General features: G+C 49.8%; 15 protein-coding genes, 1 tRNA gene and 1 pseudogene. 5 read left to right on the top strand and 12 right to left on the bottom strand.

Annotation, left to right across the window (positions count from 1 at the left end):
* Positions 1-96: 96 nt before the first annotated feature.
* The 11 genes from P2H89_RS23400 to P2H89_RS23350 form a co-directional block, all read right to left on the bottom strand.
* Positions 97-1206: a TlpA disulfide reductase family protein gene (locus P2H89_RS23400; protein WP_275831505.1), complete on the bottom strand. Its 1110-nt coding sequence runs from the start codon at positions 1204-1206 to the stop codon at positions 97-99.
* A gap of 36 nt (positions 1207-1242) precedes the next feature.
* A complete protein-coding gene (locus tag P2H89_RS23395) occupies positions 1243-2745 on the bottom strand; it encodes a PKD-like family lipoprotein (protein ID WP_275831503.1) in 1503 nt (500 codons plus the stop codon).
* A gap of 17 nt (positions 2746-2762) precedes the next feature.
* A complete protein-coding gene (locus P2H89_RS23390) occupies positions 2763-3491 on the bottom strand; it encodes a DUF4843 domain-containing protein (protein ID WP_275831501.1) in 729 nt (242 codons plus the stop codon).
* Between the two features lie 11 nt (positions 3492-3502).
* On the bottom strand, positions 3503-4987 hold the full coding sequence (locus tag P2H89_RS23385) for a RagB/SusD family nutrient uptake outer membrane protein (protein WP_275831499.1): 1485 nt from the start codon (positions 4985-4987) through the stop codon (positions 3503-3505).
* Between the two features lie 9 nt (positions 4988-4996).
* Positions 4997-8425 carry a SusC/RagA family TonB-linked outer membrane protein gene (locus P2H89_RS23380; protein ID WP_275831496.1) on the bottom strand — a complete coding sequence of 1143 codons (3429 nt, stop codon included), beginning with the start codon at positions 8423-8425 and terminating at the stop codon, positions 4997-4999.
* Positions 8426-8635: 210 nt separating this feature from the next.
* Entirely contained in the window at positions 8636-9847 is a 1212-nt protein-coding gene (locus P2H89_RS23375) for a FecR family protein (RefSeq protein ID WP_275831494.1), read from the bottom strand.
* Between the two features lie 79 nt (positions 9848-9926).
* Positions 9927-12155 (bottom strand): sensor histidine kinase, encoded by a 2229-nt coding sequence (locus tag P2H89_RS23370; RefSeq protein ID WP_275831492.1) that lies wholly within the window; start codon positions 12153-12155, stop codon positions 9927-9929.
* A 108-nt stretch (positions 12156-12263) separates the two neighbouring features.
* Positions 12264-14492, bottom strand: a complete 2229-nt coding sequence (locus P2H89_RS23365) for a histidine kinase dimerization/phosphoacceptor domain -containing protein (protein ID WP_275831490.1) — start codon at positions 14490-14492, stop codon at positions 12264-12266.
* A 110-nt stretch (positions 14493-14602) separates the two neighbouring features.
* A complete protein-coding gene (locus tag P2H89_RS23360; RefSeq protein ID WP_275831488.1) occupies positions 14603-16831 on the bottom strand; it encodes a sensor histidine kinase in 2229 nt (742 codons plus the stop codon).
* Between the two features lie 162 nt (positions 16832-16993).
* Positions 16994-17641: a hypothetical protein gene (locus P2H89_RS23355; RefSeq protein WP_275831486.1), complete on the bottom strand. Its 648-nt coding sequence runs from the start codon at positions 17639-17641 to the stop codon at positions 16994-16996.
* Between the two features lie 506 nt (positions 17642-18147).
* A complete protein-coding gene (locus tag P2H89_RS23350; RefSeq protein ID WP_275831484.1) occupies positions 18148-18717 on the bottom strand; it encodes a sigma-70 family RNA polymerase sigma factor in 570 nt (189 codons plus the stop codon).
* Positions 18718-18973: 256 nt separating this feature from the next.
* On the opposite strand from P2H89_RS23350, the gene P2H89_RS23345 reads away from it, so the two are divergent.
* The 3 genes from P2H89_RS23345 to P2H89_RS23335 all read left to right on the top strand — a co-directional run bounded on the left by P2H89_RS23345 (position 18974) and on the right by P2H89_RS23335 (position 21855).
* Positions 18974-19047, top strand: a tRNA-Arg gene (locus tag P2H89_RS23345).
* Positions 19048-19271: 224 nt separating this feature from the next.
* On the top strand, positions 19272-20819 hold the full coding sequence (locus P2H89_RS23340) for a site-specific integrase (protein WP_275831481.1): 1548 nt from the start codon (positions 19272-19274) through the stop codon (positions 20817-20819).
* 61 nt (positions 20820-20880) lie between these two features.
* The gene (locus P2H89_RS23335) at positions 20881-21855 is read left to right on the top strand and encodes a PDDEXK nuclease domain-containing protein (RefSeq protein WP_275831478.1); all 975 of its coding nucleotides are present in this window, start codon (positions 20881-20883) and stop codon (positions 21853-21855) included.
* Positions 21856-21962: 107 nt separating this feature from the next.
* On the opposite strand, the gene P2H89_RS23330 is transcribed toward P2H89_RS23335, so the two are convergent.
* Positions 21963-22733 carry a GIY-YIG nuclease family protein gene (locus P2H89_RS23330; RefSeq protein ID WP_275831477.1) on the bottom strand — a complete coding sequence of 257 codons (771 nt, stop codon included), beginning with the start codon at positions 22731-22733 and terminating at the stop codon, positions 21963-21965.
* Between the two features lie 556 nt (positions 22734-23289).
* On the opposite strand from P2H89_RS23330, the pseudogene xseA reads away from it, so the two are divergent.
* A pseudogene (gene xseA, locus P2H89_RS23325) lies at positions 23290-24573 on the top strand (exodeoxyribonuclease VII large subunit); the annotation flags it as partial.
* Positions 24551-24760 carry an exodeoxyribonuclease VII small subunit gene (xseB, locus tag P2H89_RS23320; protein ID WP_275831475.1) on the top strand — a complete coding sequence of 70 codons (210 nt, stop codon included), beginning with the start codon at positions 24551-24553 and terminating at the stop codon, positions 24758-24760. The pseudogene xseA and the gene xseB, both read left to right, overlap by 23 nt.
* The last annotated feature ends 186 nt before the right edge of the window (positions 24761-24946 follow it).

Below are 24946 nucleotides of genomic sequence, written 5' to 3'. Positions count from 1 at the left end.
AAAAATCACTCATGGCGAGTGACTTTTTTAGTTTGAAGGCAGGATTAAAAACTAAACGGGGGCTCTTTAGGGGAAGACTTGTTTGCCATGCACCAGTTACTGCAGCAAACCGGCCAGCGTATCTTCGAGGTCCTTCCCCCTTAAATTCTTTGCGATGATCTTTCCATCCTTATCCACGAGGAAGCTGGTGGGTATCGACTTGATGCCATACTGCATCACGAGGTCGCTCTTCCAGGCCTGGAGATCGGACAGGTGGATCCAGGGCAACTTATCGGTCTGAATGGCCTTGATCCAGGCGGCGCGCTTATCATCGAGGGAGATGGCTACTACTTCAAATCCTTTATCGTGGTATTTCTGGTAGGCCTTCACGATATTGGGGTTTTCCTTGCGGCAGGGACCACACCAGCTGGCCCAGAAATCGACCAGTACATATTGCCCCTTGAAATTCTTCAGACTAACCTTTTTACCTGTAGTATCGACCACGGTAAAGGAGGGCTTAACGCCGATGGCGGTGAGCGCCGCAATCTTACGGTATTCCGTGATCTGCTTGCCATAAGTGCTGTTAAGGGCACCTGGCTTTAGTAGCTTGTAACATTCTTCGATCTTCATCGGGTTGTTGTAGTTCACAAACCGATCCTGAATGGCGAAGGCCGCTACGGGGGAGGAGGGGTTTCTCCTTACAAATTCGGTGAAGAGGCTGTCGGCTTCCTGACCCACTTCATCCCATTCCTTCTTGGCCTGGCGATATACGGCCGAGTCTTTGGTCTTTTCGAACTCTATGAACTTGTAATGGGGTGAGGCTGCTTTCTCGTGGATCATTTGAAAGATGGCTGCGAACTCTTTGTATTGTATATGTGTAGCGGAGCCAGTAACCTGCGGATCCTTGAAGGTGGTATCGGTTTCGACCGTGATGGTCGTATTCTCTACAAAGAGCGGAAAGCCGCCGCGGTATTTTTCGGCACGTACATAATGCCAGTAAGCGCCGGGGGATACGCCTTTCAATACAAAGGCGCCGTTCTTCGATTCGGTGGAGTCGAGGATCTGCCCGCCGTCGAGGTAGTGGCTGATATAGACTTTCTGGTCGGCCAGTCCTTTTACATGGCCGGTGATGGTATAGCCGGTAGTTTTCTTTTGCTGTCCGAGGGCTGCTGCACCGATGAGGGTGCAGAGCGTGATCTGGGTAATGGCCGCGATATGCCTGTTCATGATATGGTTGATGGTTTTATTGAATGATGTTTTTGTTTATCCTTTATACTTCAAGTCGATGACTTTGCCGAAGCCGGTGTATTCTTTGATATACGTGCCGGTGCTGATGGCGCCGGTATTGCTGATGGTGAAACGATATAGTTTGCCTTCGGTGCCATTCCAGGTAGCTACGAGCATTTCGGGACCGCCGCGGAAGCGGATATGCGTGATGCTTTCTCCGGCCGGGAACGTGAACGGCTGTGTGCTGCTGTTGGACGTTACTTCATAGCGGTAGAGTTTGTTGCCTGCTCCGTAGAAGACATGCGGGCTGGTTGGATTGGAGGCAAAAGCCGTGGCCTGCTCTATGTCCGGTGCATTCATCGCCTGGATGAAGGAGGTGAGGATATAATCGGTGCTGGAGAAGGTTATGCGCAGCAGGTGACGTTGCCCTGCATCGTCTTTCAGGATGGCGTTGTAGGCGCGCACGATATTCGATTCATCCATGTACACGAGGTCCTTCTTCAGGTTGTTGAGGTTGGCCACGGTGCTCACCGTATCGGGGAAGTTGTCGAGCTTGGTAGGTCGCACGATGTGGAAACGTTTGTTCTTGTGATCGAACACGATGGGCCAGCTGATGCCCTGCCAGGCATCGGGCGCTGCTTCGTAGTCGTTGGAGTTGTTGGCCATGGCCAGTTCGCTGCCAAACTTCTTGGCGCCGGGATAGCCACCCATTTCAGAGATATACACTTTACGGTTGCTCACGAAGGTGCCAAAAGAGGCATACGCCACCTGGTTGGGATAGGTCCAATAGGAAATGCCCTGCGGCTTCAATACTGCGGGTGGATTGAAGAACATGGTTTGCAGGTCGTAGCGCTTCTTCAGTGAGGTGTAGTCCAGCTCTATGCCTCCATTGGGATGATACACAAAGAACTTCTTACCGGGCGATGAGATGGCGTCATCTACCGAGGGGAAGGGGATATCCATGCGCACCGGTGTACCGCTGCCGAGGGGTGTGCCGGGATTGGTTTGGGCAAAGATCTTGTGGTCGACCACATCGCCGGGCAAGATCATGGAGAAATCGCCGCCATTGGGAAGATCCTGCAATACCACCCAGCCGGTGGCAAATCGGTTCACTACCTGTACATTGAAGGTGTACATGGCCGTGATCTGCGTTACGGTATCGGTTACCTTATAGGAAAAACGATAGCGTTGCCCCAGCGTGAAGTTGGGGGCTATGATGGGTATCTTAAGATCCCGGCTTTTGGATACCACGATGCGTGGCTCGGTATAGGACGAGGTGGGGCTGTTGTCGAATATCTTCCACTCATACGCAAAGCGGCTCTCGTCTTTGCCGAGGGTTTGGGTGATGACGGGTGTGATGCGCAGGGTATCGGCCTGGTTCACATTGAGCGTACCATTGGTCTCAATATTGCTGATGGCGACCGTCACGGTATTGGTTTCGGTATAGGAATAATTTCCTTTGTCTTTATAGCAGGCAGCAGCAGCGGTGAGCAGGGAGGCAGCGAGCAGGCTTTTATATAGTGATTGATTCCGGATCATGGTTTGTCGTTTTTTGATTAGGGGAAGGTGATTACCTGGCCATTCTCATCGAGCATGGGCCCGTTGGCTGCTTCGTAATCGCGCAGGGCATTCTTGGCCGTGGTGGTTACGAAGTTCATGATACCGGGTGTACGGTCGAGCCCGGAATCCCACGAGGTTTTACCCGTTACCAGGATCACGAAGCGGAATTTGGTGGCCGAGTAAGCGCCCAGGTAGCCGGCGATGCAGCATTCCCAACTGGTTGGCTTGAGCAGGTAATCATTGACGGTGATCTTGTACTGCAAGCGTGTTTTCTTATTCAGGCTGCTGGCGTAATCATCGTAGCCGGGTTTAAAGTCGGCCGATTCCTTCACGGTGAAGTAGGCGTTGAGCAGACTGTCCTTGAGTCCCGGCTTGCGGTAAATGGTGACCGGCACTTCGGCCTGGTACTGGCCGGCGGGTATTACCAATTTGCCGAGCGTGAAATGATAACCCAGTTTGGCCGTACTGGAATCATCTACCTGCAGGTTGATGACGCGGTCGCGGTTAACGGCGGTGCCCATGATGCGGAATGTGAGCGGCACCGTAGTGGTGGTGACGTCGTTGGGCTGCACGGCAAAGGAGTAGATGATGCTATCGGGATTGGTGACGTATTTGGTGAAATAGACGCGCGGATCCTCCTGGTACTTCAGTTCCTCCGCCTTTTTGCAGGCTGCAAGGAGCAGTACTGCCGTGATGCATGATAGGATGTATGTCGTTGTTCTCATTGCTGTTGTTTTTATTTTCCGAACTGGATTTCGGCGAGGGGGAAGGGGAATACATATTTGGCTTCACTCATGGGGTTGCCTACGCCATCGGGTATGTTGAGGGTGTTCCTTCTCTTGTAGAAGAAGAATGCCTGCCCTTCGCCATACATTTCTTTCCTGAACTCTTTCATGATCTCATTGTCGAGGTTGGCCGGGGTAATGGCCGCATCGAGTGCGGGTAGCAGGCGGGCTGCCCTCAACGTATTGAGGTAGCCTACTCCTTCTGTTGATGAAGGTGCTGCTTCTGCCGCGATGAGGTACATTTCGGAGAGGCGCAGGTTGGGTACCAGCCGCTGTTTTACATTGGTGAGGTTCTCCACCAGGTACTTTTTGCTATAGACAACGGCGGTAGTGACCTGTGTCCACAGGCGGCCAAGGTCTACACGGCGGTAATCGGAACCATATCCGGTGACGGTGGTTTCGTAGAGCGCGTCGAGTTTGGCGCGGGTGCTGAAGAGGTCGGCCACCTCTACGGAAATGCCGGTTTGTTTGAAATAGTTATCGGCATTTGTTTTCAAGCCCGATACGTAGATCGAAAAGATATGTTCTTTCGTGAACGTAAGGTCGGAATTGATGTGGGTGGGATCGGTATTGAGTTCGGCCGTAGTGACAAAGCCAAACTTCTTGCTGTCTATTACCTCCTTGGCAAACTGCAGGGCTTTTGCCTTGTCGCCTTTGTAGAGATAGAGGCGGGCGAGGGTCGCTTTCACGGCCCAGTAGTTGAGGTGGTTCTGGCGATACATCAAAAAGAGGTCGAGCGATGTAGAGCCCTGGTTGGCGGCTATCTGGTCGATCTCGGTATGTACGCTGAGCAGTTGTTGTGCCTGGAGCAGTTCGGCTTCGCAGCGGTTGATGATCTCGCCCACGGTTTTCTTTTGCTGGGGCACCACGGTAAACTGATCGAGGAAAGGGATGGCTGGTTTGCCCGCATTGGCGCCGTCGAGGTAGGCCGGGGCAAACATGCGCAGCAGATCGAAGTGCAGGAAGGCGCGCAGGCCGATCGCTTCTCCTTTGATGATGTTATAGGCATTGCCCTTGATGGCGCCGTTGTCCACATTCTGCAGGATGTAGTTGGATAGTGCGATGGCATTGTACATGCCGGCCCAGATATTATTAATGTTGGCGCGGGTATTTTCGGTCGCGTTGAGCCCTTCGTTCAGGTAGTTGTAACGGGCAGTTTGTCCATATACGTTGTTGGTACTGGTCTTGTTCTCGTAATACTGCGCCAATACATCGAGCGTGCCGAAACTGGTGTGGCGGCCATAGAGCGAATCGGTGCCTATCTTCATGTATGCGCCTGTGAGTGCTTCGGCGAAGCCCTGTTGGTTGGCGAACTGTTTCTCTTCCTTGACGACGGTTTGCGGATCCACGGCCAGCCATTTCTTGCAGGAGCTCAGTGATCCTGCAGCGAAGGCGACGGCGATCATATAGGTTATATAGCGTGATCTGTTTGTCATGTGCTTCAATTAAAAAGTGGTTTGGAATTGAAGGGTATAAGTATGGCTGAAAGGGTAGTCGATACCTCTTTCGCGTTTGATGCTGGAGATACGGAACAGGTCGCTCGTATAGAAGGTGAGCCGGGTGTTCTGCAATCCCCATTTCTTATTGAACTTCTCGGCGAAACGATAGTACGCGGAGACACTTTCGCAACTGAGCAGATTATCGTCCTGCACAAAGCGGGTAGTGAGGCTGGTGGCTTCGGTAGTGAATCCGGCGGCGTTGATGAAACCTTTGTAGAAGGCGAGGTCGCCGGGTTTCATCCAGCGCTCCTGGTACACACGGCGATCTACGTTGTAGAGTCTATAAGATACATTCTCCACGCGGTCTACCAGGGTTTGGTTATAGGCCTGACCGCCTACGCGGAACCTGAAGAATACGTTGAAGCCGATGCCTTTCAGTTCGAGGTTGGTACCGAATACCCCTTCCACATCGGAGCGGGTATCGCCGGCTACTACCTGGTCGCGCGGGTCGTATACGTTGGTGAGTTTGCCATCGCGGTTGATATAGATCTCGAGCCCGGTGGAGGGATCGATGCCCAGGGAAGGAACGGCCCAGAGGGCGCTGGTAGACTGGCCAACGGCATAGCGGGTAACCGGTGTAGTGGTCTTGGTGGTGTTGGCGATCTTATTGATCTCTTCGAGCGTATTGGATACCCGCTCGATGGTGCCGCGCACGTGCATCATGTTCACGAACACTGACCAGTTATCGCGCGTAGCGGGCCTGCTGATGATGTTGAAGCGGGCCTGTACTTCCCACCCTTTGGAGGCAATGTCGCCAATGTTCTCGCTATAGAGGCTGAAGCCACTGGATGGGGCCGTGGTTACGGCGCCGATACTTCCTTCCGTGTTTTCGATGAAGTAGTTGGCGGTGATGTCGAGTTTGTTGAAGAGGGTGATATCGGCTCCGATATTGTGCTTGAGTGTTTTCTGCCATTGCAGGTTCTTGTTGCCATAACCCAATAGGTAGGTGCCGATGATGCCGCGGTAATCGCGCCCGGTATAATACTGGCTGGTGGGTATGCCGAGGAAGCTGGCAAAGTTTTGTGAGCCGGTATATCCTACGGAGTAACGCAACTTGAGGCGGGTGACGTAATTGAGGTTGCGCACAAAGGATTCATTATGCAGGTTCCATCCGATACCGGTTGACCAGAATGGCGCAAAGGTATTGGCGGTTCCGAACTGAGAGGAGCCATCGAGGCGCCAGGAGAGATCGAGCAGGTAGCGGCTGTCGTAGGCATAACTCAGGTTGCTGAGGAAGCCGGCGAGGCGGCTGATGGCTTCGGTGCCACTGGGCTTGGATCCATCTACAAACCGGTTGCCGAGTATGGGCTGACTGAGGTTGGGGCTCGGGAAGCCGATCACTTTATAACCGGAGGTGCTGTATTTGGTTTCCTGTACGTTGATGCCGGCGGTACCGAAGAGGAGGTGCTTGTCGATACGCTTGTTCACATCTGCGGTGAGCATGCTTTCGAGGCGGGTCATCTTTCCATAGCCTTTTGTATAGGACCCTTTCTCGAAGGTAGGCGTTGCGTAAAAGGAACTGTGCTGAGCCGGCAGGAAGAGGTCGGACTCATCGGCCTGGCGGGTATAAGCGAGGCGGCCCGAGATGCGCAGCCATTGTGCGGCCTGCCATTGCAATTGCAGGTTGTTCGAGATGTTCTGGTAGCTGCTTTGATCCTTCGAGTTCAACTGTGCGTTGTACAGGGGATTGAGGGGGCGGCCGCCTGTTTGTCCGTTCAGGTTATTGAACTGGTCGAAATTGGTGAGCCTGGCGCCTACATTGTTCTTTACCTCTTCGAGGTAGATGGCGTAGTTGCCGGTGCTGTCGTAGGGCGACCAGTAGGGATTAAGCTGCGTATATTGTTGAAAGCTTCCGTAGGGAGAATTTACTCCTTTGTTGAAGGCGATCGAGAAATCGTTGCGGATATTGAAGTTGCCGTAGCGATAGGCCAGGTAAGAGTTGGCGGTAATGTTTTCGCGATAGGAGCCTTTCATGACGCCGGCACGGTTCTGGTAGGTGCCGCCGATGCCGTATTGTACATCGGAAGAGCCTCCTTCGATATAGACATTGTGTTTGTGGCCGATGCCGGTGCGCAGGGGCTGGGCGAGCCAATCGGTATTGACGCCTGCTTCTACTGCTTTATGGCGTGCGGAGTAGTAGTAAGAGAGGTTTTCTTCATTGCTGCCCCAGCTGTCATTGTAAACGCCTACTTTTTGTTCGAGGTCGAGTTTCTCTTTGGCGTTGAGCAGGTCGTAGCCAGAGAGGTCGGGTGTTTCTACTTCGAGGTTGCCGGTATAGGTAACACGAAGGCGGCCAGTTTGTGGACGAAGTGTTTCAATGACTATTACGCCATTTGCTGCACGTGAACCATAGATGGCGGTGGCGGCGGCATCTTTCAGGATGTCTACTTTTACGATCCTGTTCATGTCGAGGTCATTGATGCGCTGCAGCGTCGTTTCAAAACCATCGAGTATGAAGAGGGGGGTATTGGGTGAGTTGGCGTAGTTGAATGGGTTGGGCTTGCTGGTTTGGCTGAGGTCGACCAGGCTATTGCCATTGCGCAGCACAACGTTCTGCATGGCGTTGGGATTGGAGCCGAGGGATATGTTCTCGGCTATTTGCAGCGAGGGGTCGAGTGCGCGGAGGGCATTGAGCACATTGCCATTGGTGACTTTGGAGAGGTCTTCCGACGTAAAGGAGGAGGCTGCTCCGGTAAAGTTGGCCTTGGGCCGGTTGAAGATACCTGTTACCACCATTTCCTGCATCGATCTGGGCGAGGTGGTGAGGCGGATGAGGACTGTTTCTCCGTCTTTTACGAGTTGGTCCTTGGTTTCGTACCCAACAAAACTCACGATGAGGCGGTTGCCATCGATGGCGGTGATAGAGAATTCGCCGGTCTTATTGGTAGAAGTGCCGCGTTGCGATCCTTTGATCATGACGCTGGCGCCCACGATGGGTTCGCCTGTTTTGTCGTCGACTACTTTTCCTTTTACGGTGATGTAAACGATATCGGCGAAGTTGCGTGGTGCGGGGGTGATGGTTTTCTCTTTGATGACGATGATGCGGCCAACGATCTCGTAGGTGAGCGGGCTGTTCTTCAGGGCGGCATCGAGTGCTTCGGTGAGGGATGCTTTGCTGAGTTCGAGGTGTGTGGCGCCGGCTTTTTGGAGCAGGGCGCTTTCGAACCAGAAATCGTACCCGGTTTGTTGTTGGATCAATTTAAACACCTTCTCCAATGGCGCATTTTTCTCCCTGAGGGTTACTGTTTGCGAGTAACCGGTGGCTGCGACATGGAGGGCGGTTGTAAGCAGTAGCAGGGCTGTCAGTTTCATGATCACCAGCGTTTTTAGAAATAGCCCCTTGTCACGCAGGGCTATGGTTGCGCGTAATTGCATAACTTCGATTAGTTTGGGTTAACAATGTCAATCTTCCCGGAATGGGGATAGCATGATGCAGCCGATAATCCGGATTCGTTTCCGGGATCGGCAGGCAGCCTGAACGTTTTCCGCTCCGGTGGCAGCCGGGGCGGTTTTTTGTTTACAAGCTCCTGTACGGAATTTGTTTGTAAGGTTTATTTCTGAGCAAGCGAACCGAAGCGACGATCGTTACTGTGCGACCGTCAGCGTTTTTGCATCGATGGTGAAGCGGAATCCGCTTAGTTCTAACACTTTCAGGAAATCTGATAACCTGGTTTGCCGGGATAGGTCGGCCGTAAATCTTTTTTCAGGGATGGTTTTGGCATATATGATGTCCACATCGTACCAGCGCGATACATCGCGCATGATGTGCTGAATGGTTGCGTCTTGAAAGCGGAAGCGTCCGTTCTTCCAGGCGAGTACCGATCCAGGATCGGCATCGAATGCCTGGAGTTGTGGCTGATCGTTTTTGCGATGGAGCACAGCCTGCCTGCCCGGTGTAAGTTTGAGCCCCACCATGGGCATAGTACTTGTGGTATCGACGGGGCGCATGACCACACTGCCTTCGAAGAGGGTGGTGCGGCTGGCGGATTCGTCGCTATAGGTGTTGATGTTAAAATGGGTGCCGAGCACTTCTACTTCGGCGGGGCCTGCGGCTGGTGACGAGAAGTTCACTTTAAAGGGTTTGCCCGCGAGCTTCGCTACTTCAAAATAAGCTTCTCCTGTTATAGATACTCTCCGTTCGTTGCCGTTGAAGGCTGTTGGATAACGAATGGAAGAGGCTGCATTGAGCCATACTTTGGTGCCATCGGGCAATACGAGCTGGAACTGGCGTCCGCGTGGAGTGGCCATGGTATTGTAAGCGATGGGAGCATTATTGTCGTTGTTTGCGGGCGGTGCGCTGTAGATGACCTGTCCGCCCTGTTTAGACACTTGTATACCTCCCTGCGTGGCGATATTTCCATTGGTGAGCGAGTCGAGCAATACGGTGCTGCCATCGGCCAGGGTGAGCGTTGCGCCCTCGGTGGCGGGCAGGCGATCATTGGCCGGGTGGTTGGTGACGAGTTGATCCTGGGGCGCTTTGTTATTAAGTGGCCAGGTAATCCAGACGATGGCAGCGATGGCTGCTGCGGCTGCGGCGCCGGTGAGCCATTTCGCGAGACTGATGACCTTTGCTTTTTGTTGCTGTTGTTCGTGTGCCTGGATGCGGCTGGCGATCTTTTGGGCGATGGTGGCGGGTACGGTGCCGCCCTGTTGTTGCAAAATGAGGGCTTCGTATTGGGTGAGCACCTGCTGTTGACCGGCGTTGGAGAGGGCCTCAAACGCAGCGGTAAATTGCCGGTAGTCTTCCGCGGTAGCGGTGCCGGCAGCGAGTTTTTCGAGCAGTTCGGAATTGATCATAAGCAGGTGTTCGGTATAGTACACGTGCGAAGAAGGGTAGTGGACACCTGGCGTGGGAAATATTTTTTTAGCTTCCGCCTCACATCGCCATCTGCCCTTTCATTTCATGCTCCATCATCTTTACCTGGTGTATCCAGAAAGGCGAGATGCGGGAGAGGGTGATCTTTAGTCCCTTGTTGTTTTCGATGTGGAGGGTGGCGTTTAACTGCTCGCTGAGTCCTTTGATGAGCTGGAAACCGAGCGTGGTGGAGGTATCGAGGTCGAAATCTTGTTGGAGGCCACTGCCATTGTCGGCCAACGTCAATTGGTATTCATCATCGCCGGTGGCTTTGAGGCTGATCCATATTTCCCCCAGATTGTCTCCCTTAAAAGCATACTTCATAGAATTGGTCACTGCTTCGTTGATGATCAACCCAAGGGGAACTGCTTCCTCTACATTGAAGGCGGTATTGTCGATGTCCATGTGGATGTGTACGGACCGGTTGAAACATTCTTTGAGGTAATTGACCAGCTCCGGGATGTAGGTAGCCATATCGATCGTTTTGGTATCGTCGGATTGATAGAGTTTCTGGTGTATGAGCGACATGGAGAAGATCCTGGCCTGGGAATGCTGGATGGCTTCGAGGGCATCGTCGCGCAGGTAAGCGGATTGCGATTCGAGCAGGCTTACAATGGTATGCAGGTTGTTCTTGACGCGGTGGTGCATTTCTTTCAGCAGCCAGCTTTTATCCCTCACCAATTGTTGCAACAGGACATTCTTTTGGGTGATGAGTTTGTTCGATTTTTGTTTGGTCCAGAACAGCCAGCCAAGCAATACAACGATTACCGACATCAATATGATGATAAGTGTATTGATCTTGCGTCGGGCGTTGAGGTCGCGGATATTGGCTTCTTTCTGCAGTATGTTGGCTTCCTTTTTCCGTGATTCATATTGGGCTTCGAGTTCGTCAGTGAGCCTGGCTTTGCCGACTGTAAAGGCGGAGTCGGACATGCTCTTGCTTTTCAGCAAGTAGGTATAGGCGCTTTCGTGGTGGCCGAGGGCTGCCTCTGTTTTTGCAATCTCGAACAGGTTGTCGGCTTTGAGTACGTTGTTTTCGGTGGGCAATTTCTCTTCTGCTGCTTTGAGCATGGTGGCCGCTTTCTCGTATAGTTTGTACCGGTAATAAAGACTGCCAAGGCCTGAATGGAGCTTCCCGTTCCTAAAGTCTGCTGCCTTGGCGAACCGGATGCCTTCGAGGTAGTTCTTTTCGGCTGGTGCGAACTGGTCCATGTCGCTGTAATAGTCGGCCAGGATCAAATGCTGGTAACTTCTGTCTATGTCTGTCTTTGGCGGGTACCGTTGTACAAATTTCTGCAGATAGGGAATTACTTCTGCGTGGCGTTTGGCTTTTTGCAGGTTGGTGCAATAGTTGGCGAGCAGGCTGTACATACTGATGCCGTCTTCGTATCGAAGCGGATCGGCCAGGAGGAATGCGTATTGCGGCAAAGCCTCTTCGGGTTTGTCGCGCAGGGCATAGAGGCTGGCAGTTGTGTAATATACAAAAGCCACATCCTTGTCGCTGCTGTTGCTGTTGAGTGCATTCTTTGCTTTAAGGCAATATTCCATGGCCCGGTAAAAATTGCCGTCTTTGTTGTAGCTGAGACTGATATAGCAATATATACGCGCGGGTGAGGCCTGAGTCGAGCTGCCGGTGAACTTCTCCATGAGCAAATAATATTTTTCGGCCTGGGCGGGCTGGTGGCGTTCCCTGTATTCGAGGGCTACAAAGTCGAGGGCATAGGCTGCTTCTTCTTTGAGCAGGTTGGTCTTTAGTGTGAGGGGAATGGCTTCAAGGACGTACCGGCCTGCCCGATCGATGGCTTCCTGGTCGAGCGGGTTGGCGTTGGCGGTATTGGTATTGAAAAACGTGAGCGATAGGAATGCCTTCAGCCGCATAGTGTCGTTGAGGGAGGGGATTATGCTTTCGACTGCCGGGAAATCTTTTTGCTCCATGTGGAGCAGAGCGGTGAGCAGGAGTGCCTCCTGGTGATCGTGGGCGTTGTTGATTTGTTTGCCAAGGGCGGCAAGTTCACGGGCACAATAGAGTCCGCTATCGAGATCGCTCTTTAGTTCTCCATTGCTGTAAAGATAAGCGTACCCCAGGTCGAGTAGGAGGGCGGCCTTTTGGTTGGTCGTGAGATTATTTTTTAGTTGTGCTTTGAGGGTGGGGAGCTTTTCGGGGTCTACGAATTTTTCACCCACGAGGTATTGGGCATAGACTGTTGTGCAGCAGAAGGCGGCAGCCATCAACAGCGTTAGTTTAATCATAGTGTTCGTGTTAGGGTGCGCCTAAAGGTAGCTAAAACTGGCCTTCAAGGAGGGAGATTCACGGAATCGACACGAGAATGGTATAAAAACGACACGAGGGGCAGCGTCCTACATGGCCATTTGTTCTTTCATTTCATTTTCTACAACTTTTAACTGGTGCATCCAAAAAGCCGAGATGCGGGAGAGGGTGATCTTTAGTCCGTTGTTGTTTTCGATGTGGAGGGTGGCGTTGAGTTGCTCGCTGAGTCCTTTAATGAGCTGGAATCCGAGGGTGGTGGTGGTTTCGAGGTCGAAATCCTGCCGGAGGCCACAACCATTGTCTGCCAGCGTCAATTGGTATTCATCATTGCCGGTCTCCTTAAGGATAATCCAGATCTCCCCCAAATTGCCTTCCCTAAATCCATACTTCATTGAATTGGTCACTGCTTCGTTGATGATCAATCCAATCGGCACGGCTTCCTCGACATTGAAGGCGGTATTGTCAATGTCCATATGGATGTGTACGGAGCGGTTGAAGGATTCTTTGAGGTAGTCGACCAGCTCGGGTATGTAGGTGGCCATGTCGATCGTTTTAGTGTCGTCGGACTGATAGAGTTTCTGGTGTATGAGTGACATGGAGAAGATCCGGGCCTGGGAGTGCTGGATCGCTTCGAGGGCATCGTCGTGCAAGTAGGCTGATTGTGATTCGAGCAGACTCACGATGGTGTGCAGGTTGTTCTTCACCCGGTGGTGCATTTCTTTCAGCAGCCAGCTTTTGTCCTTCACGAGTTGTTGAAGCAGTGTATTCTTTTGGGTGATCAGTTTGTTTGATTTCAGTTTGGTCCAGAACAGCCAGCCAAGCAAAGCTACGATCACCGTCATCAGTATGGTGATGAGCGAATTGATCTTGCGGCGGGCGTTGAGGTCGCGGATGTTGGCTTCTTTTTGTAGTAGGTCGGCCTCTTTTTTCCGGGATTCATATTGGGCCTCGAGTTCGTCGGTGAGCCTGGCTTTGCCTACGGTAAATACGGAATCGGACATGCTCTTGCTTTTCAGCAGGTAGGTGTAGGCATTTTCGTGGTGACCAAGGGCGGCTTCTGTTCTGGCCATATTGAAGAGGTTACGGGCCTTCAATACATTGTTTTCGTTGGGCAATTTATCTTCGGCAGCTTGTAGCATATCTTTCGCTTTCGCGTACATATGGTGATCGAAATAGAGGCTGCCGAGTCCGGCCTGTAGCTGTGCATTGGGTATGCGGTTGTCTGTGTCGAAGCGAATACCTGCCAGGAAGTTCTTTTCGGCTAAGTCAAATTGATTTTGTTCCTTATAATAATTGGCAAGGGCCAAATGATAGTAGCTTCTGTCTATATCCGCTTTGGTGGGGAACCGCTGTACGAATTGCTGCAAATAAGGTATTATTTCATGTTGTCGTTTCGCCTTTTGCAGATTGGCGCAGTAAGTGGCGAGCAGACTGTACATATTGATGCGTTTATTAAACCGGGCAGGATTGGCCAGGAGAAAGGCATACTGCGGGAGGGCCTCTTCGGGCTTGTCGCGCAGGTTGTGTAAGTTGGCTGTGGCAAAGTACACATAGGCCACGTCGTCGTCACTGCTTTTGTTGGTCAGTGCTTTCTTTGCTTTGAGCGCGTACTCCATGGCCCGGTGGAAATTGCCGTCTTTGCTGTAGGCAAAGCAGATGAAGGCGTAAATAAGCGCCTGCGTGCCATGGCTGGTGGGGCTCATGAATTTCTCCATCAGCAAATAATACTTCTCTGCCACGGCGGGTTGGTGGTGTTCCCGGTACTGGCGGGCTATCAGGTCTAATGCATTTGATGCTTCTTCATGCAGCAGGTTGGTCTTCAATGACAGGTCCACGGCATCGGGCAGATAGCGGCTTGCGCGCACAAGAGGTATCGTGTCAAAAGGATTTTCAAAAGCCGCCGTTTCATTAAAAAAGACGAGCGATAATAATAATTTAAGGCGTATGGTGTCGTGCATGGCCGGCATGAGGCTTTCGGCTGCCGGGAAATCTTTTCGCTCCATGTGGAGCAGGGCAGTGAGCAGGAGTGCTTCCTGCTGATCGCGGGCATTGTTGGTTTGTTTACCAAGGGTGGCCACTTCGCGGGCATAATAGAGACCGCTGTCGAGATCATTTTTGAATTCTCCCATCCGGTAGAGATAGGCGTATCCGATGTCGAGCAGGAGGGGAGCTTTTGGGGTGTTGGGGTGGATATTGTTTAGTTGTGTCTTGAGGGAGGGGAGGGAATCGGGATGCACGAATTTTTCACCCAGGACGTGTTGGGCATAAACTGTCGTGCAGCAGAAGGCAACAGCCATCAACAACGTTAGTTTAAGCATAGCATTCGTGTTAGGGTGACTCCTAAAGATAGCCAAAACTTATGTGGGGCAAGGAGGGATTCCGGAAATCGACATGAGCATGGTGTAAAAACGACACGAGGGGCAGCGTCCTACATGGCCATTTGTCCTTTCATTTCATTTTCTATCACTTTTACCTGGTGGGTCCAGAATGCCGAAATGCGGGAGAGGGTGATCTTTAGCCCGTTGTTGTTTTCGATGTGGAGGGTGGCGTTGAGCTGCTCGCTGAGTCCTTTGATGAGCTGGAACCCAAGGGTAGTGGTGGTGTCGAGGTCAAAATCCTGTTGGAGGCCACTGCCATTGTCGGCCAGCGTTAATTGGTATTCATCATCGCCGGTGGATTTGAGTATGATCCAGATCTCCCCCAAATTATCTCCCTTAAATGCATACTTCATTGAATTGGTTACTGCTTCATTAATGATCAACCCAAGGGGTACTGCTTCTTCTACATTGAAGGCTGTGTTGTCGATGTCCATATGGATGTGTACGGACCGGTTAAAGCATTCCCTTAGGTAATTGACCAGCTCCGGGATATAGGTGGCCATGTCGATCGTTTTGGTATCGTCGGACTGATAGAGTTTCTGGTGTATGAGTGACATGGAGAAGATCCGGGCCTGGGAGTGCTGGATGGCTTCGAGGGCGTCATCGCGCAGGTAGGCCGATTGTGATTCGAGCAGGCTTACGATGGTGTGCAGGTTGTTCTTGACGCGGTGGTGCATTTCTTTCAGCAGCCAGCTTTTATCCCTCACCAATTGTTGCAGCAGCATATTCTTTTGGGTGATGAGTTTATTCGATTTCTGCTTGGTCCAGAACAGCCAGCCAAGCAATACGACGATCACCGACATCATTACGATGATAAGCGTATTGATCTTGCGCCGTGCGTTGAGGTCGCGGATATTGGATTCTTTCTGCAGTATGTCGGCTTCTTTTTTCCTTGATTCATACTGGGCTTCGAGTTCGTCGGTGAGCCTGGCTTTGCCGACTGTAAAGGCAGAGTCGGACATGCTCTTGCTTTTCAGCAGGTAGGTATAGGCGCTTTCGTGGCGGCCGAGTATGGCTTCGGTGCGGGCGAGGTTGAACAGGTTGTCGGTCTTGAGCACGTTGTTCTCGGTGGGCAGTATATCTTCTGCTGCCTTTAGCATGACGGCTGCTTTGTCGTACAGCTTGTTCTCGTAATAGAGACTGCCGAGACCGGATTGCAGTTTGCCGTTCCTGAAATTGGCTGCTTTGGCGAAGCGGATGCCTTCGAGGAAGTTCTTTTCGGCAGCGGCAAATTGCTTCAGATTCTTGTAGTAATTGGCGAGGATCAAATGATAATAACTTCTGTCTACATCTGACCTTGGCGGATACCGTTGTACAAATTGCTGTACATAGGGTATTGTTTCTGCCTGCCGATTTGCTTTGTGCAGATTGGTGCAATAGCTGGTGAGCAGGCTGTACATGCTGATGCCTTCGCCGTACCTGGCCGGATCGGCGAGGAGGAAGGCATATGGGGGAAGGGCCTCCCGGGGTTTATCGCGCAGGCTGTAGAGATTGGCCGTTGTGAAATACATATAGGCCACATCTTTATCGCTGCTTTTGTTGGTAAGCGCGTTTCTTGCTTTGAGAGAGTACTCCATAGCCCGGTAAAAATTACCGTCTTTGCTATACGTGAAACAGATATAGCTATAGATACGTGCGGGGGCTGCCTCTGTTGAGTTGCCGGCGAACTTCAACATGAGCAGGTAATATTTTTCCGCCTGGGCAGGTTGGTGGCGTTCCCTGTATTCGTGTGCTACAAAGTGTAACGCGTAAGCGGTTTCATTTGCCAGCAAGTTGGTTTTTAATGAGAGGGGTATGGCTTCGAGCACATAACGGGCAGCCCGGTCGGCGGCTGTCTGATCCTGCATATTGCCTTCGGCGGTATTGGTGTTGAAAACCGTGAGTGATAGGTATGCCTTCAGCCGCATGCTGTCGTTGAGAGAGGAGATCATCCTTTCGGCTGCGAAAAAGTCTTTTTGCTCCATGTGGAGCAGGGTGGTGAGGAGGAGCGCTTCCTGTTGATCGCGGACGTTGTTGGTTTGTTTGCCCAGGGCGGCCAGTTGGCCAGCGTAGTAGAGACCGCTATCGAGATCGCTCTTCAATTCGCCATTGCGGTAGAGGTAAGCGTAGCCAATGTCGAGCAGGAGGGTGGCTTTTGAGGTGTTGGGGAGGGAGGTGTTTAGTTGGGCTATGAGGGTGGGGAGATTTTCGGGATCCACGGCTCTTTTGCCCGCAACGTATTGGGCAAAGACTGTTGTGCAGCAGAAGGCAGCAGCCATCAACAGCGTTCGTTTAATCATAGTGTTCGTGTTAGGGTGCCGGCTAAAGATAACCAAAATTGATTCCGGCAGGGGTGCGATTCCGTAAATCGACATGAGAATGGTGTAAAAACGACACCAGGGGACTGAGGCTGATGGTGCGGTCGCCTGGTGAATAGATGAGCTGTTGTGCGAGTTGACTGGTTATTGGTCGTCTTCGGATAAGATCCGGTTCAGGTACTCCTGCAATCCGGGCAATGAATCCTGCAGGAGGATGGGGCGATTCTCTTCGTCGAGCTTCAACTGGCCCTGGCCGTCCTTTTCGAAGAAGCGGTAGTATTCATCTTTGGAGCGATCGGCAAAGGAGGCCCGGGTATTTTTTAGCTCCAGTCGGAGGAGGCGATCAATGCCGTTGTTTTCCTGCATGGATTGTCCTTCTATCCACCCTCCGTGGTTGGCCTTGTTTGCGTTGACGGTAATGCTGGTGTGGAAGCTGGTGGTGTGGCCGCCTGGCAATTGGCAGTTGATGGTGATTGCTGAGAGTTCGTAGGCTGAGGGACCGAAAAGTGCAGGTCTGAAATCAAAAGAGTAGGACCGGTGATCCTGCTTCGTGAGTTTGGGGTGTATCGTTTCGAGTTTTACGTACGAGCCGCCCAATAGGTTCCATTTTTTGCTAAGCAGGGGTTTGGGTTTCCGGGGGGTGTAGGTGAGGTATACCTTTAGCTGGCTTGCCGCGTCGACGGGCAAGTTGCCCAGGTGGAGGGTGGCTGTTGACCGGCCCTGCCGGTAAAGCCATAGGCCGATGGCCGACAGGAGGGCGAGTATGATTATAGTGATGATGGTTGTTTTCATCGTTTTTCCGGAAGGCGGTAAGGGGGCTTCGGATTGGCGTTTTGAACTGCCGTAATATCGTAAATAATTGATAATTTGAGGCTAAGCTACAGTTGCCGATGGCTTGGATTGAGGTTTCGGGGCCCTGAGATGGTGTTTTGCGGCAGTGGAGCATCGGCAACGGCTATTGGGGGATCGGCGGGCTTCGGTTTGTGCGGGGTAGTGTAATGAGATGTTCGCTTTTTATGGGTTATTCATCTATATATCAGTCTACTACAAAGTGTCTGCATTTATTATATCCGCCACCAGCGGGCGTTTGAGGGCTGTTCTCTTACTATTGGCTTGCCATCATCTTACCTTTTCCTTGTAACTCTCTTGGGACTATCATACATCTTCCCTTTAGTATCTATACCTGATCTATGGCTGATCTACGGAGGAGAATTTGTCTTAGCCCTTCTGAATAATAGCAGAACTGAGGCTGTAGGAGGCTGTTGCTGATTGGTGAATGTGCACGTGCGACAGATGCGTTACGACTTGCGGGTGAGCAGGAGGCAGAGGCTGCCGATCCAATCGCCGTGTTTGAGGAGGGCTTCTTTGATGAGGCGTGTAGCGGCGTGGAGGTGTTTCTTGGCGGCGGAGCGGGATATGCCAACGGTGCGACCGATTTCTTCGAGTGTTTGGTCGTGCTGGGTGTGGAGTTCGAAGACGAGCTTGCGTTTATCGGTCATGTCGCGCAGGGCCTGCTGGGCGGCCTGGTTGTATTCTTTGTAGGTGAGTGCTGCGACGGGGTCGGGAGCGAGGGATGGGGTTGCGGAGGCTTCTGCGCGCAGAAATGCTTCTTCTACTTTGCGATGACGGTGGAGATCGATAATACGATTGCGGGTCATACGCAGCAAATACGTCTCAAACTGGTCGAGTGCGGGCAGCGTTTCTTTTTTCAACCAGATGCGAAAGAAGATCTCCTGGAGTATCTCTTCGGTTTCTTCGTGCGATTGACGCACGAAGGGCATGACATAGCGATACAGCCTGGGCAGGTAGTGGTTGTAGAGGGTTGCGAAAGCCTGTTGATCACCGGATGCTACGCGTTGCAGGAGCAATTTCTCATTATGTAAACCTTGGACAGTCAATGCCCTAAAATAGAACATAATGACAATACGAGGGGTTGAAAATCTTTTTCAGGTACTTGTATGAATTTTTTCAGTGGCTGAAATGCAGTCTGGCAGGGCACTTGAAAATTTTTTTCTGATAATGGTCAGATTTCTAGCAATTTCTGTTGGTGGGAATGAGTAATCTCTTTATTTTTGCAACCCATTTGAGAGAAACGGATTACGAATTGATCAAATGAAGTGGTAAGGCCCCGTAGCTCAATTGAATAGAGCATTTGACTACGGATCAAAAGGTTTCTGGTTTGAATCCAGACGGGGTCACTAAAAGCATGGCGTAAGTCATGCTTTTTTGCTTTAAACACACGTCCCGCCTGCGTTTGCCGTGAATTTCCGCTACAAGCTGCAACAAAGTAAATCAAAGAAAATGGTGACCAAAATGGTGACCTTTTTGGTGACCTACATTTACCGAAAGAGTCACAAGGTCACCAGTTTTTTCATGCGAAAGGAGCGCGATTAAACATTTTTTAACCGCCAAATTATGCAGGATGCAGGTAAAGCAAAGACTGAAAATTCTTTTCTTCCGGAAAAGAAGTAAACAAAACCAGGACGGGAGTCCGGTGTATGCACGTATCACCATCGACGGGCTAACAGATGAGGTGTCTCTTCAGGTTCGGGTTAAGGATGCCGACTGGGACCTTAAAACTAAATCAGTATTCCCTACTGCTGAAAACTACCGTACAATTAATGACAGAATCAATGCCGCGCGGGTAGACATCCAACGCTATTTTGACCTGATAAGGCTTACCAAAGGTCTTGCCACGCCAGAAGATGTAAAAGCAGCCTATTTGACTCCAATAAATGGTAAGGCAATCACCGAACAGAAGACCGAGTACGAGGTATTCCAGGAAGCTATCGTTGGCCTAATGTGGGACTATGTCAAATGGTGTGAACGATGGAAGACTTATTGCAATAAGGTGGAAGATGTTCCTCCTATAAAATTGGCGGAACATGAGCGGGAAATTAAAGATTTCGATATCCGAATCCATAAACTTGATAGGGAAGCCTTCAGGATGTACGGAGATCCTACCCGGGAAAAGACCCTGATTATGGCAATCGATGAGTTGTTGTTCAATTTTCTCAAAGCGGTGCATACTCAGAACCGGGCTTTTACTACCCTAGAAAAATGGCTTGGGCGTCGATTGAGGTATATTGCTTATCTCGAATACCGGTATCGGAAAAGTGACATCCCACTTTCCTCGCTTAAGTACGCTTTCATCGGCGATATGGTCAATTACAATCAATTGATTCATCATGTTGATCAAAATACCGCTATGAACTACGCAAAGTATTTAAAAGAGGTAATTGACCGCGCCGTAGTGCTGGGCTGGCTGCCTATAAACCTTTTCAAGCCTTTTTCTTGCTCCTATGTACCTCCCAAAGCGGAATACCTCACCATGGAGCAATTCCTCCGCTTAAAAGATACCACCTTTGACAAACCGCATTTGAATATTATAAGGGATCTCTATGTTTTCGCTTGTTATACTGGTCTTTCGTATGCCGAACTTTTCCGGCTTTCGGATGAGCATCTTAAAAAGATAGACGGGCAATTGTGGATTGATATTGCCCGATTGAAAACCGGAAGCGATGAACCGGTACCTCTGTTGCCTCCAGCCATAGAGATTATACAGAAATATAAAGACCATCCTCAGTTTGTAAGGAAGCGGCGTGTACTACCTATGCCCACAAATGAGCATTGGAATAGATGCCTCAAGGTGATTGGGGATGAGTTAAAGTATAACATAGACATGCATGGGCACCAGACGCGGTATTTTTTTATAAATGAGCTTGCCTATGCCAATGGGGTGAGTGTTCCGGTAATTAAACAGGTTGTAGGCCATAAGAAACAAAGCACGACAGAACATTATCTGCGTAGTAATAAAAAGAGGGTAACCCAGGAAATGGGTGAATTGAAAGAAAAGCTATTTGCTGATAGTGGAACTTTAAAAAGTAAGACTGCATCTGGCCAGGATGCCGCGTCAGTTTTGCTTAAGCCCACAAATACCCTTCGTGTAATACACCTTCAAAAAAAATAAAGCCACAAACTCGACTGTCTCGGTCGCAACAGTTTTTCTTTACCTATCTAAATGACCTACTATGAAACAAGAGCGTGAGTTTACTGAGGTTATCAAAATGATCCAGGCATCCAGGGTGAACGCTTTTCAAGCAGTCAATAAAGAATTGATTAACCTCTATTGGAGCATTGGGGAATATATCAGCAAAAGAGTGGAAAGTCAGGTCTGGGGAAAATCAGTGGTGGTTAAGTTGGCTGCTTATATAACCAGTAACACCCCCGATCTGAAAGGATATAGCGATAAGAACTTGTGGCGGATGAAGCAATTTTATGAAACTTATAAGGCTCACCCAAAACTCTCAACGCTGTTGAGAGAAATCAGCTGGTCACACAACCTGGCAATATTTTCGCGGTGCAAAACTATGGAGGAAAGAGAGTTTTACCTGTTGCGTTGCAAAAATGAGCGATATGGTGTTCGGGAGCTGGATCGGCAGATTAGTTCCGGCTTATTTGAGCGCTCACTGATTGGAAATGCAAAACTCTCAACAGTATTGAGAGAAATTAGTCAGCCTGCAAATGGTTCATTTAAAGATAGTTATGTTTTTGAGTTTTTGTCGCTACCACCCGACCATAGTGAGATCGAGCTACAGAGGGCGTTAGTAATCCAAATGAAAGATTTCGTACTGGAGCTGGGAAAGGATTTTGTTTTTATGGGCCAAGAGTTTCGATTACAAGTCGGTAACAGTGATTTTGAGATTGACCTATTATTTTATCACCGTGACCTGCAGTGCCTAGTAGCCATTGAGCTAAAAATCGACAAGTTTAAGCCCGAATACTTGGGGCAGTTAAATTTTTACCTGGAGGCATTGGACCGGGATGTGAAGAAGCCACATGAAAAGCCGAGTATTGGGATATTGCTTTGTAAGGATCGGGATCATGACGTGGTAAGGTATGCGATGAATAGAAGTTTGTCGCCGGCGATGGTGGCGGAGTATGAGTTGAAGTTGCCGGATAAATCGACCTTATATAGAAAACTGCAATGTGTTGGTTCGGAATGAGACAATTGAAAAGGTGGGGTCGGCTGAGTTTAATTGATCTTTGCTATACGAATAGTATTTAATAAGTGTTAGGAGGTGTCTATAGGAAGATTGGTGTTTGTATTGGCTTAATAATTTTCGATAATTTCTTTCAATTGGCGAAGGTCCTTGAAATCTAATTTAAACCATTCTCCACGAAGCCTTTTTTCCGAAAACTGCCGGTGGAGTAGCCGCTCGGCTTCTTTGGGTGCCTTCCAGAAAGCTATGGTTTCAATGACCGGTGTTTGTGCTTGGAGGGTCCCTTCCCTGTGGTAAAGGTTGCTGCTCCGCCCAATTTTGAAAAATCCGGTCTGGATGTCGAGTAACAGGTATACTACATTTTCGTCGCGAGGTTTTGGCTGGGCATGCAGATTGCCGAACAGGCTTCTGTAAAAATTCAGCTTGTCGATAATGGGTATGTAATAAATTGCTTTTCCTTTCGCGATAATGGTAATTTCCTCTTCACAAGCTACAAGCTCTTCCTGCGTTACAGTACGGATTTCGTGCATTTCGAGGTAGGACCGAAGCTTATGGTTATAGGTGTTGAACACATCGATCGTGTCAAGATGTGAGTATTCACGGGAAAGATGTGCACAGAATGCCATTGTGACCTCAAAGTTATCCTTTTCGTTCAGGTTCAGGCTTAGCACTTCTCCTACCAAATCCTTGCCTTGACTATTGATGTATGATAGAGTGTACGCTGGCGAAAAATCTTCATTATACGTCCAGATCCCAAAGCTTTCTCTACTTATGGCGTTTACTACGTTGCTGATTTCGGGGCTCTTTGTTGCCATTTCAAGGATCAGCTCTTCAGCCATATACCTGTGAGCTGCATTAAGTCTTTTGTTCAGATGTTCCATTGGGTTAAAACTTGGATATGGTAAACTAAGCAGAATAAATGAAATCCCGGACTAACAGCCCCGGGATTTACCAATAGACGCCCGTTAGCTATTAGGCCTAGCCCAACAAAATCGTACGAAGGTGTGAGAGATAAGCACAGTCTGTAACAGATGTACGGAGTCTGGAACGGGGGAGATTTGGAGATAAAAGATTGATCGGAAACGGGTGCAGAATATTGGACAAGTCTTAAGGATGTGACTTAATGTACTGACTTTCATTTAGATAAGTAACTCTGGCTTTGTGGGACGTATTGCGATATGTGTTTCTGAAATCAAATACTATTGGAGACAATAAGGTTTTTTATTGACAGATTTGTAGTTTCACGTGATTCATCTGTCGATCAAATATGTCTGAACCAATAACCAGTCTTGGTATTATTCCCATACGACTTTCGGAATTGAGTGGCCGGATAAAGGAAGCCATCAGCCAAGCATTTTCCGGTGGGGAGTTTTGGGTTATCGCCGATGTGACTAATCATACCTACTATTCAAATAAGAATAACCATATTTCGATTTAAGCGAATCTGAGGGACCAGGTAAGTTGGTCGCTAAAATCCAGGCGGCGGCGTTCGGACGAGGATCGCAATCAATCGAATTGTTTGAAAAGATAACCCGGCAGCGGTTTACGAGCAACATAAGCATCCTGGTCAAAGTGGAAGTCAACTTCCATGAGGTATATGGCCTCAAGTTGAATTTACTGGACATTGATTCGAACTTTACCCTCGGGGCGCTGGAGCAGCAACGGCAAGAGACCCTCCGCCGGTTGGTAATGGAGAATCCGGGTATGGTCGAAAGGAGGGGAGATGATTATATAACCTACAATAAGCGGTTGCCGCTTCCGAGGGTTATCCAGCGAATTGCCTTTGTTGCCTCGAAAAGATCTGCGGGCTATGAGGATTTCAGGCATACCCTCGAAGGCAACCAATTTGGATACCGGTTCGAGATAGATGACTATCACACCTCGGTTCAGGGGAACTTGAATGAAGAAGAGCTTGTGAATAGCCTTATTGCTGTCTTCAACAGCGGCCAGCCGTATGACGCTGTTGTAATCGCCAGGGGAGGCGGGGCCCAGACTGATTTTCTCATTTTTGACCAATATAGGATCGGAAAGGCTATTGCCCGCTTCCCTATTCCAGTGATTACGGGGATCGGCCACCAGCGCAATGAGACCGTCGCTGACTTGATGGCTCATACACAGACTAAGACCCCCACTAAATCTGCGGAGTTTATCCTCCAGCACAACCGGTCGTTCGAAGACTCAATCCTTCTGTTGCAGAAAAATATTCTGATCCACTCTCAACGGCTTTTTTCGGATCACTTTCAGCGTCTTGCGATCCTCAATAGCACTATTATGCATGGTGCCAGGAATCTGATTGGCGAGCATAACCAAACGCTAATCAACAATAACAGGACGATGATCACCAGGTCTGCGTCCCTGATCTTTGACCGGAAAAATGAGCTGATAGCCCTTTCTGCGAGATTAATGGCCCGGCCGCGGGTGGTTCTTTATACTTGGAAAAGTGATATTGATACGGTAATTGGCAATTTGAAGTCTTTCACTGCCAAGTACCTTATCAATCAAAGTGGATATTTGGGGCACCATGTTTCCATGGTCAAGGTAATGGCGCCTGACAACATCCTCAAAAGGGGATTTGCCCTGGTACTGCACAACGGTAAATTGGCTGCCAAAGCGGAAGATATTGCCGTGGGCTCAGAAATCGAGGTGATTCTCGATAGCACCAAACTTCGATCAACCGTTAAACAAAAAACAAAACACGATGGACGTGAATTTAACGTATGAAGCTGCATACAAAGAACTACAGCAGATATCCAAGGATATTGAGAATGAGACTGTCTCTGTTGATGTTCTTGCCGAGAAAGTAAAGCGGGCCTCCTTTCTAATTACCTTCTGTCAACAGCGACTGAAGTCTACGGAAACGGAAGTCAATAAGATTATTGCTCAAATGGAGGGGGGTGGGAAACCATAAATTGTACCTCTTCTGATTAAAAACAAAAGATAAAAGCCGGCGAAATATAAGGCAATGCAAAATGGACAGCAGCCTAAATCTTCAATTATATCTGCTGAGATCATAAGCATTATAACTAGCGAAAAGCGTAGCGATGCCAATACGCGATTCTTTTAAAGTTCATTTTATGTTTTGGCAGCGATTCTT

It is taken from the genome of Paraflavitalea sp. CAU 1676 (assembly GCF_029223285.1).
Lineage (GTDB): Bacteria > Bacteroidota > Bacteroidia > Chitinophagales > Chitinophagaceae > Paraflavitalea.
The sequence above is the reverse complement of the archived record's forward strand: the minus strand, read 5'-3'. Positions and strand labels throughout refer to the sequence as shown.

Bases quoted from the DNA above. Each gene is read 5' to 3' on its own strand.
- P2H89_RS23395 (WP_275831503.1), bottom strand. From the start codon at position 2,745: ATGATCCGGAATCAATCACTATATAAAAGCCTGCTCGCTGCCTCCCTG.
- P2H89_RS23385 (WP_275831499.1), bottom strand. From the start codon at position 4,987: ATGACAAACAGATCACGCTATATAACCTATATGATCGCCGTCGCCTTC.
- P2H89_RS23365 (WP_275831490.1), bottom strand. From the start codon at position 14,492: ATGCTTAAACTAACGTTGTTGATGGCTGTTGCCTTCTGCTGCACGACA.
- P2H89_RS23390 (WP_275831501.1), bottom strand. From the start codon at position 3,491: ATGAGAACAACGACATACATCCTATCATGCATCACGGCAGTACTGCTC.
- P2H89_RS23340 (WP_275831481.1), top strand. From the start codon at position 19,272: ATGCAGGTAAAGCAAAGACTGAAAATTCTTTTCTTCCGGAAAAGAAGT.
- P2H89_RS23370 (WP_275831492.1), bottom strand. From the start codon at position 12,155: ATGATTAAACTAACGCTGTTGATGGCTGCCGCCTTCTGCTGCACAACA.
- P2H89_RS23355 (WP_275831486.1), bottom strand. From the start codon at position 17,641: ATGAAAACAACCATCATCACTATAATCATACTCGCCCTCCTGTCGGCC.
- P2H89_RS23375 (WP_275831494.1), bottom strand. From the start codon at position 9,847: ATGATCAATTCCGAACTGCTCGAAAAACTCGCTGCCGGCACCGCTACC.
- xseB (WP_275831475.1), top strand. From the start codon at position 24,551: ATGGACGTGAATTTAACGTATGAAGCTGCATACAAAGAACTACAGCAG.
- P2H89_RS23335 (WP_275831478.1), top strand. From the start codon at position 20,881: ATGAAACAAGAGCGTGAGTTTACTGAGGTTATCAAAATGATCCAGGCA.
- P2H89_RS23330 (WP_275831477.1), bottom strand. From the start codon at position 22,733: ATGGAACATCTGAACAAAAGACTTAATGCAGCTCACAGGTATATGGCT.
- P2H89_RS23360 (WP_275831488.1), bottom strand. From the start codon at position 16,831: ATGATTAAACGAACGCTGTTGATGGCTGCTGCCTTCTGCTGCACAACA.
- P2H89_RS23380 (WP_275831496.1), bottom strand. From the start codon at position 8,425: ATGCAATTACGCGCAACCATAGCCCTGCGTGACAAGGGGCTATTTCTA.
- P2H89_RS23400 (WP_275831505.1), bottom strand. From the start codon at position 1,206: ATGAACAGGCATATCGCGGCCATTACCCAGATCACGCTCTGCACCCTC.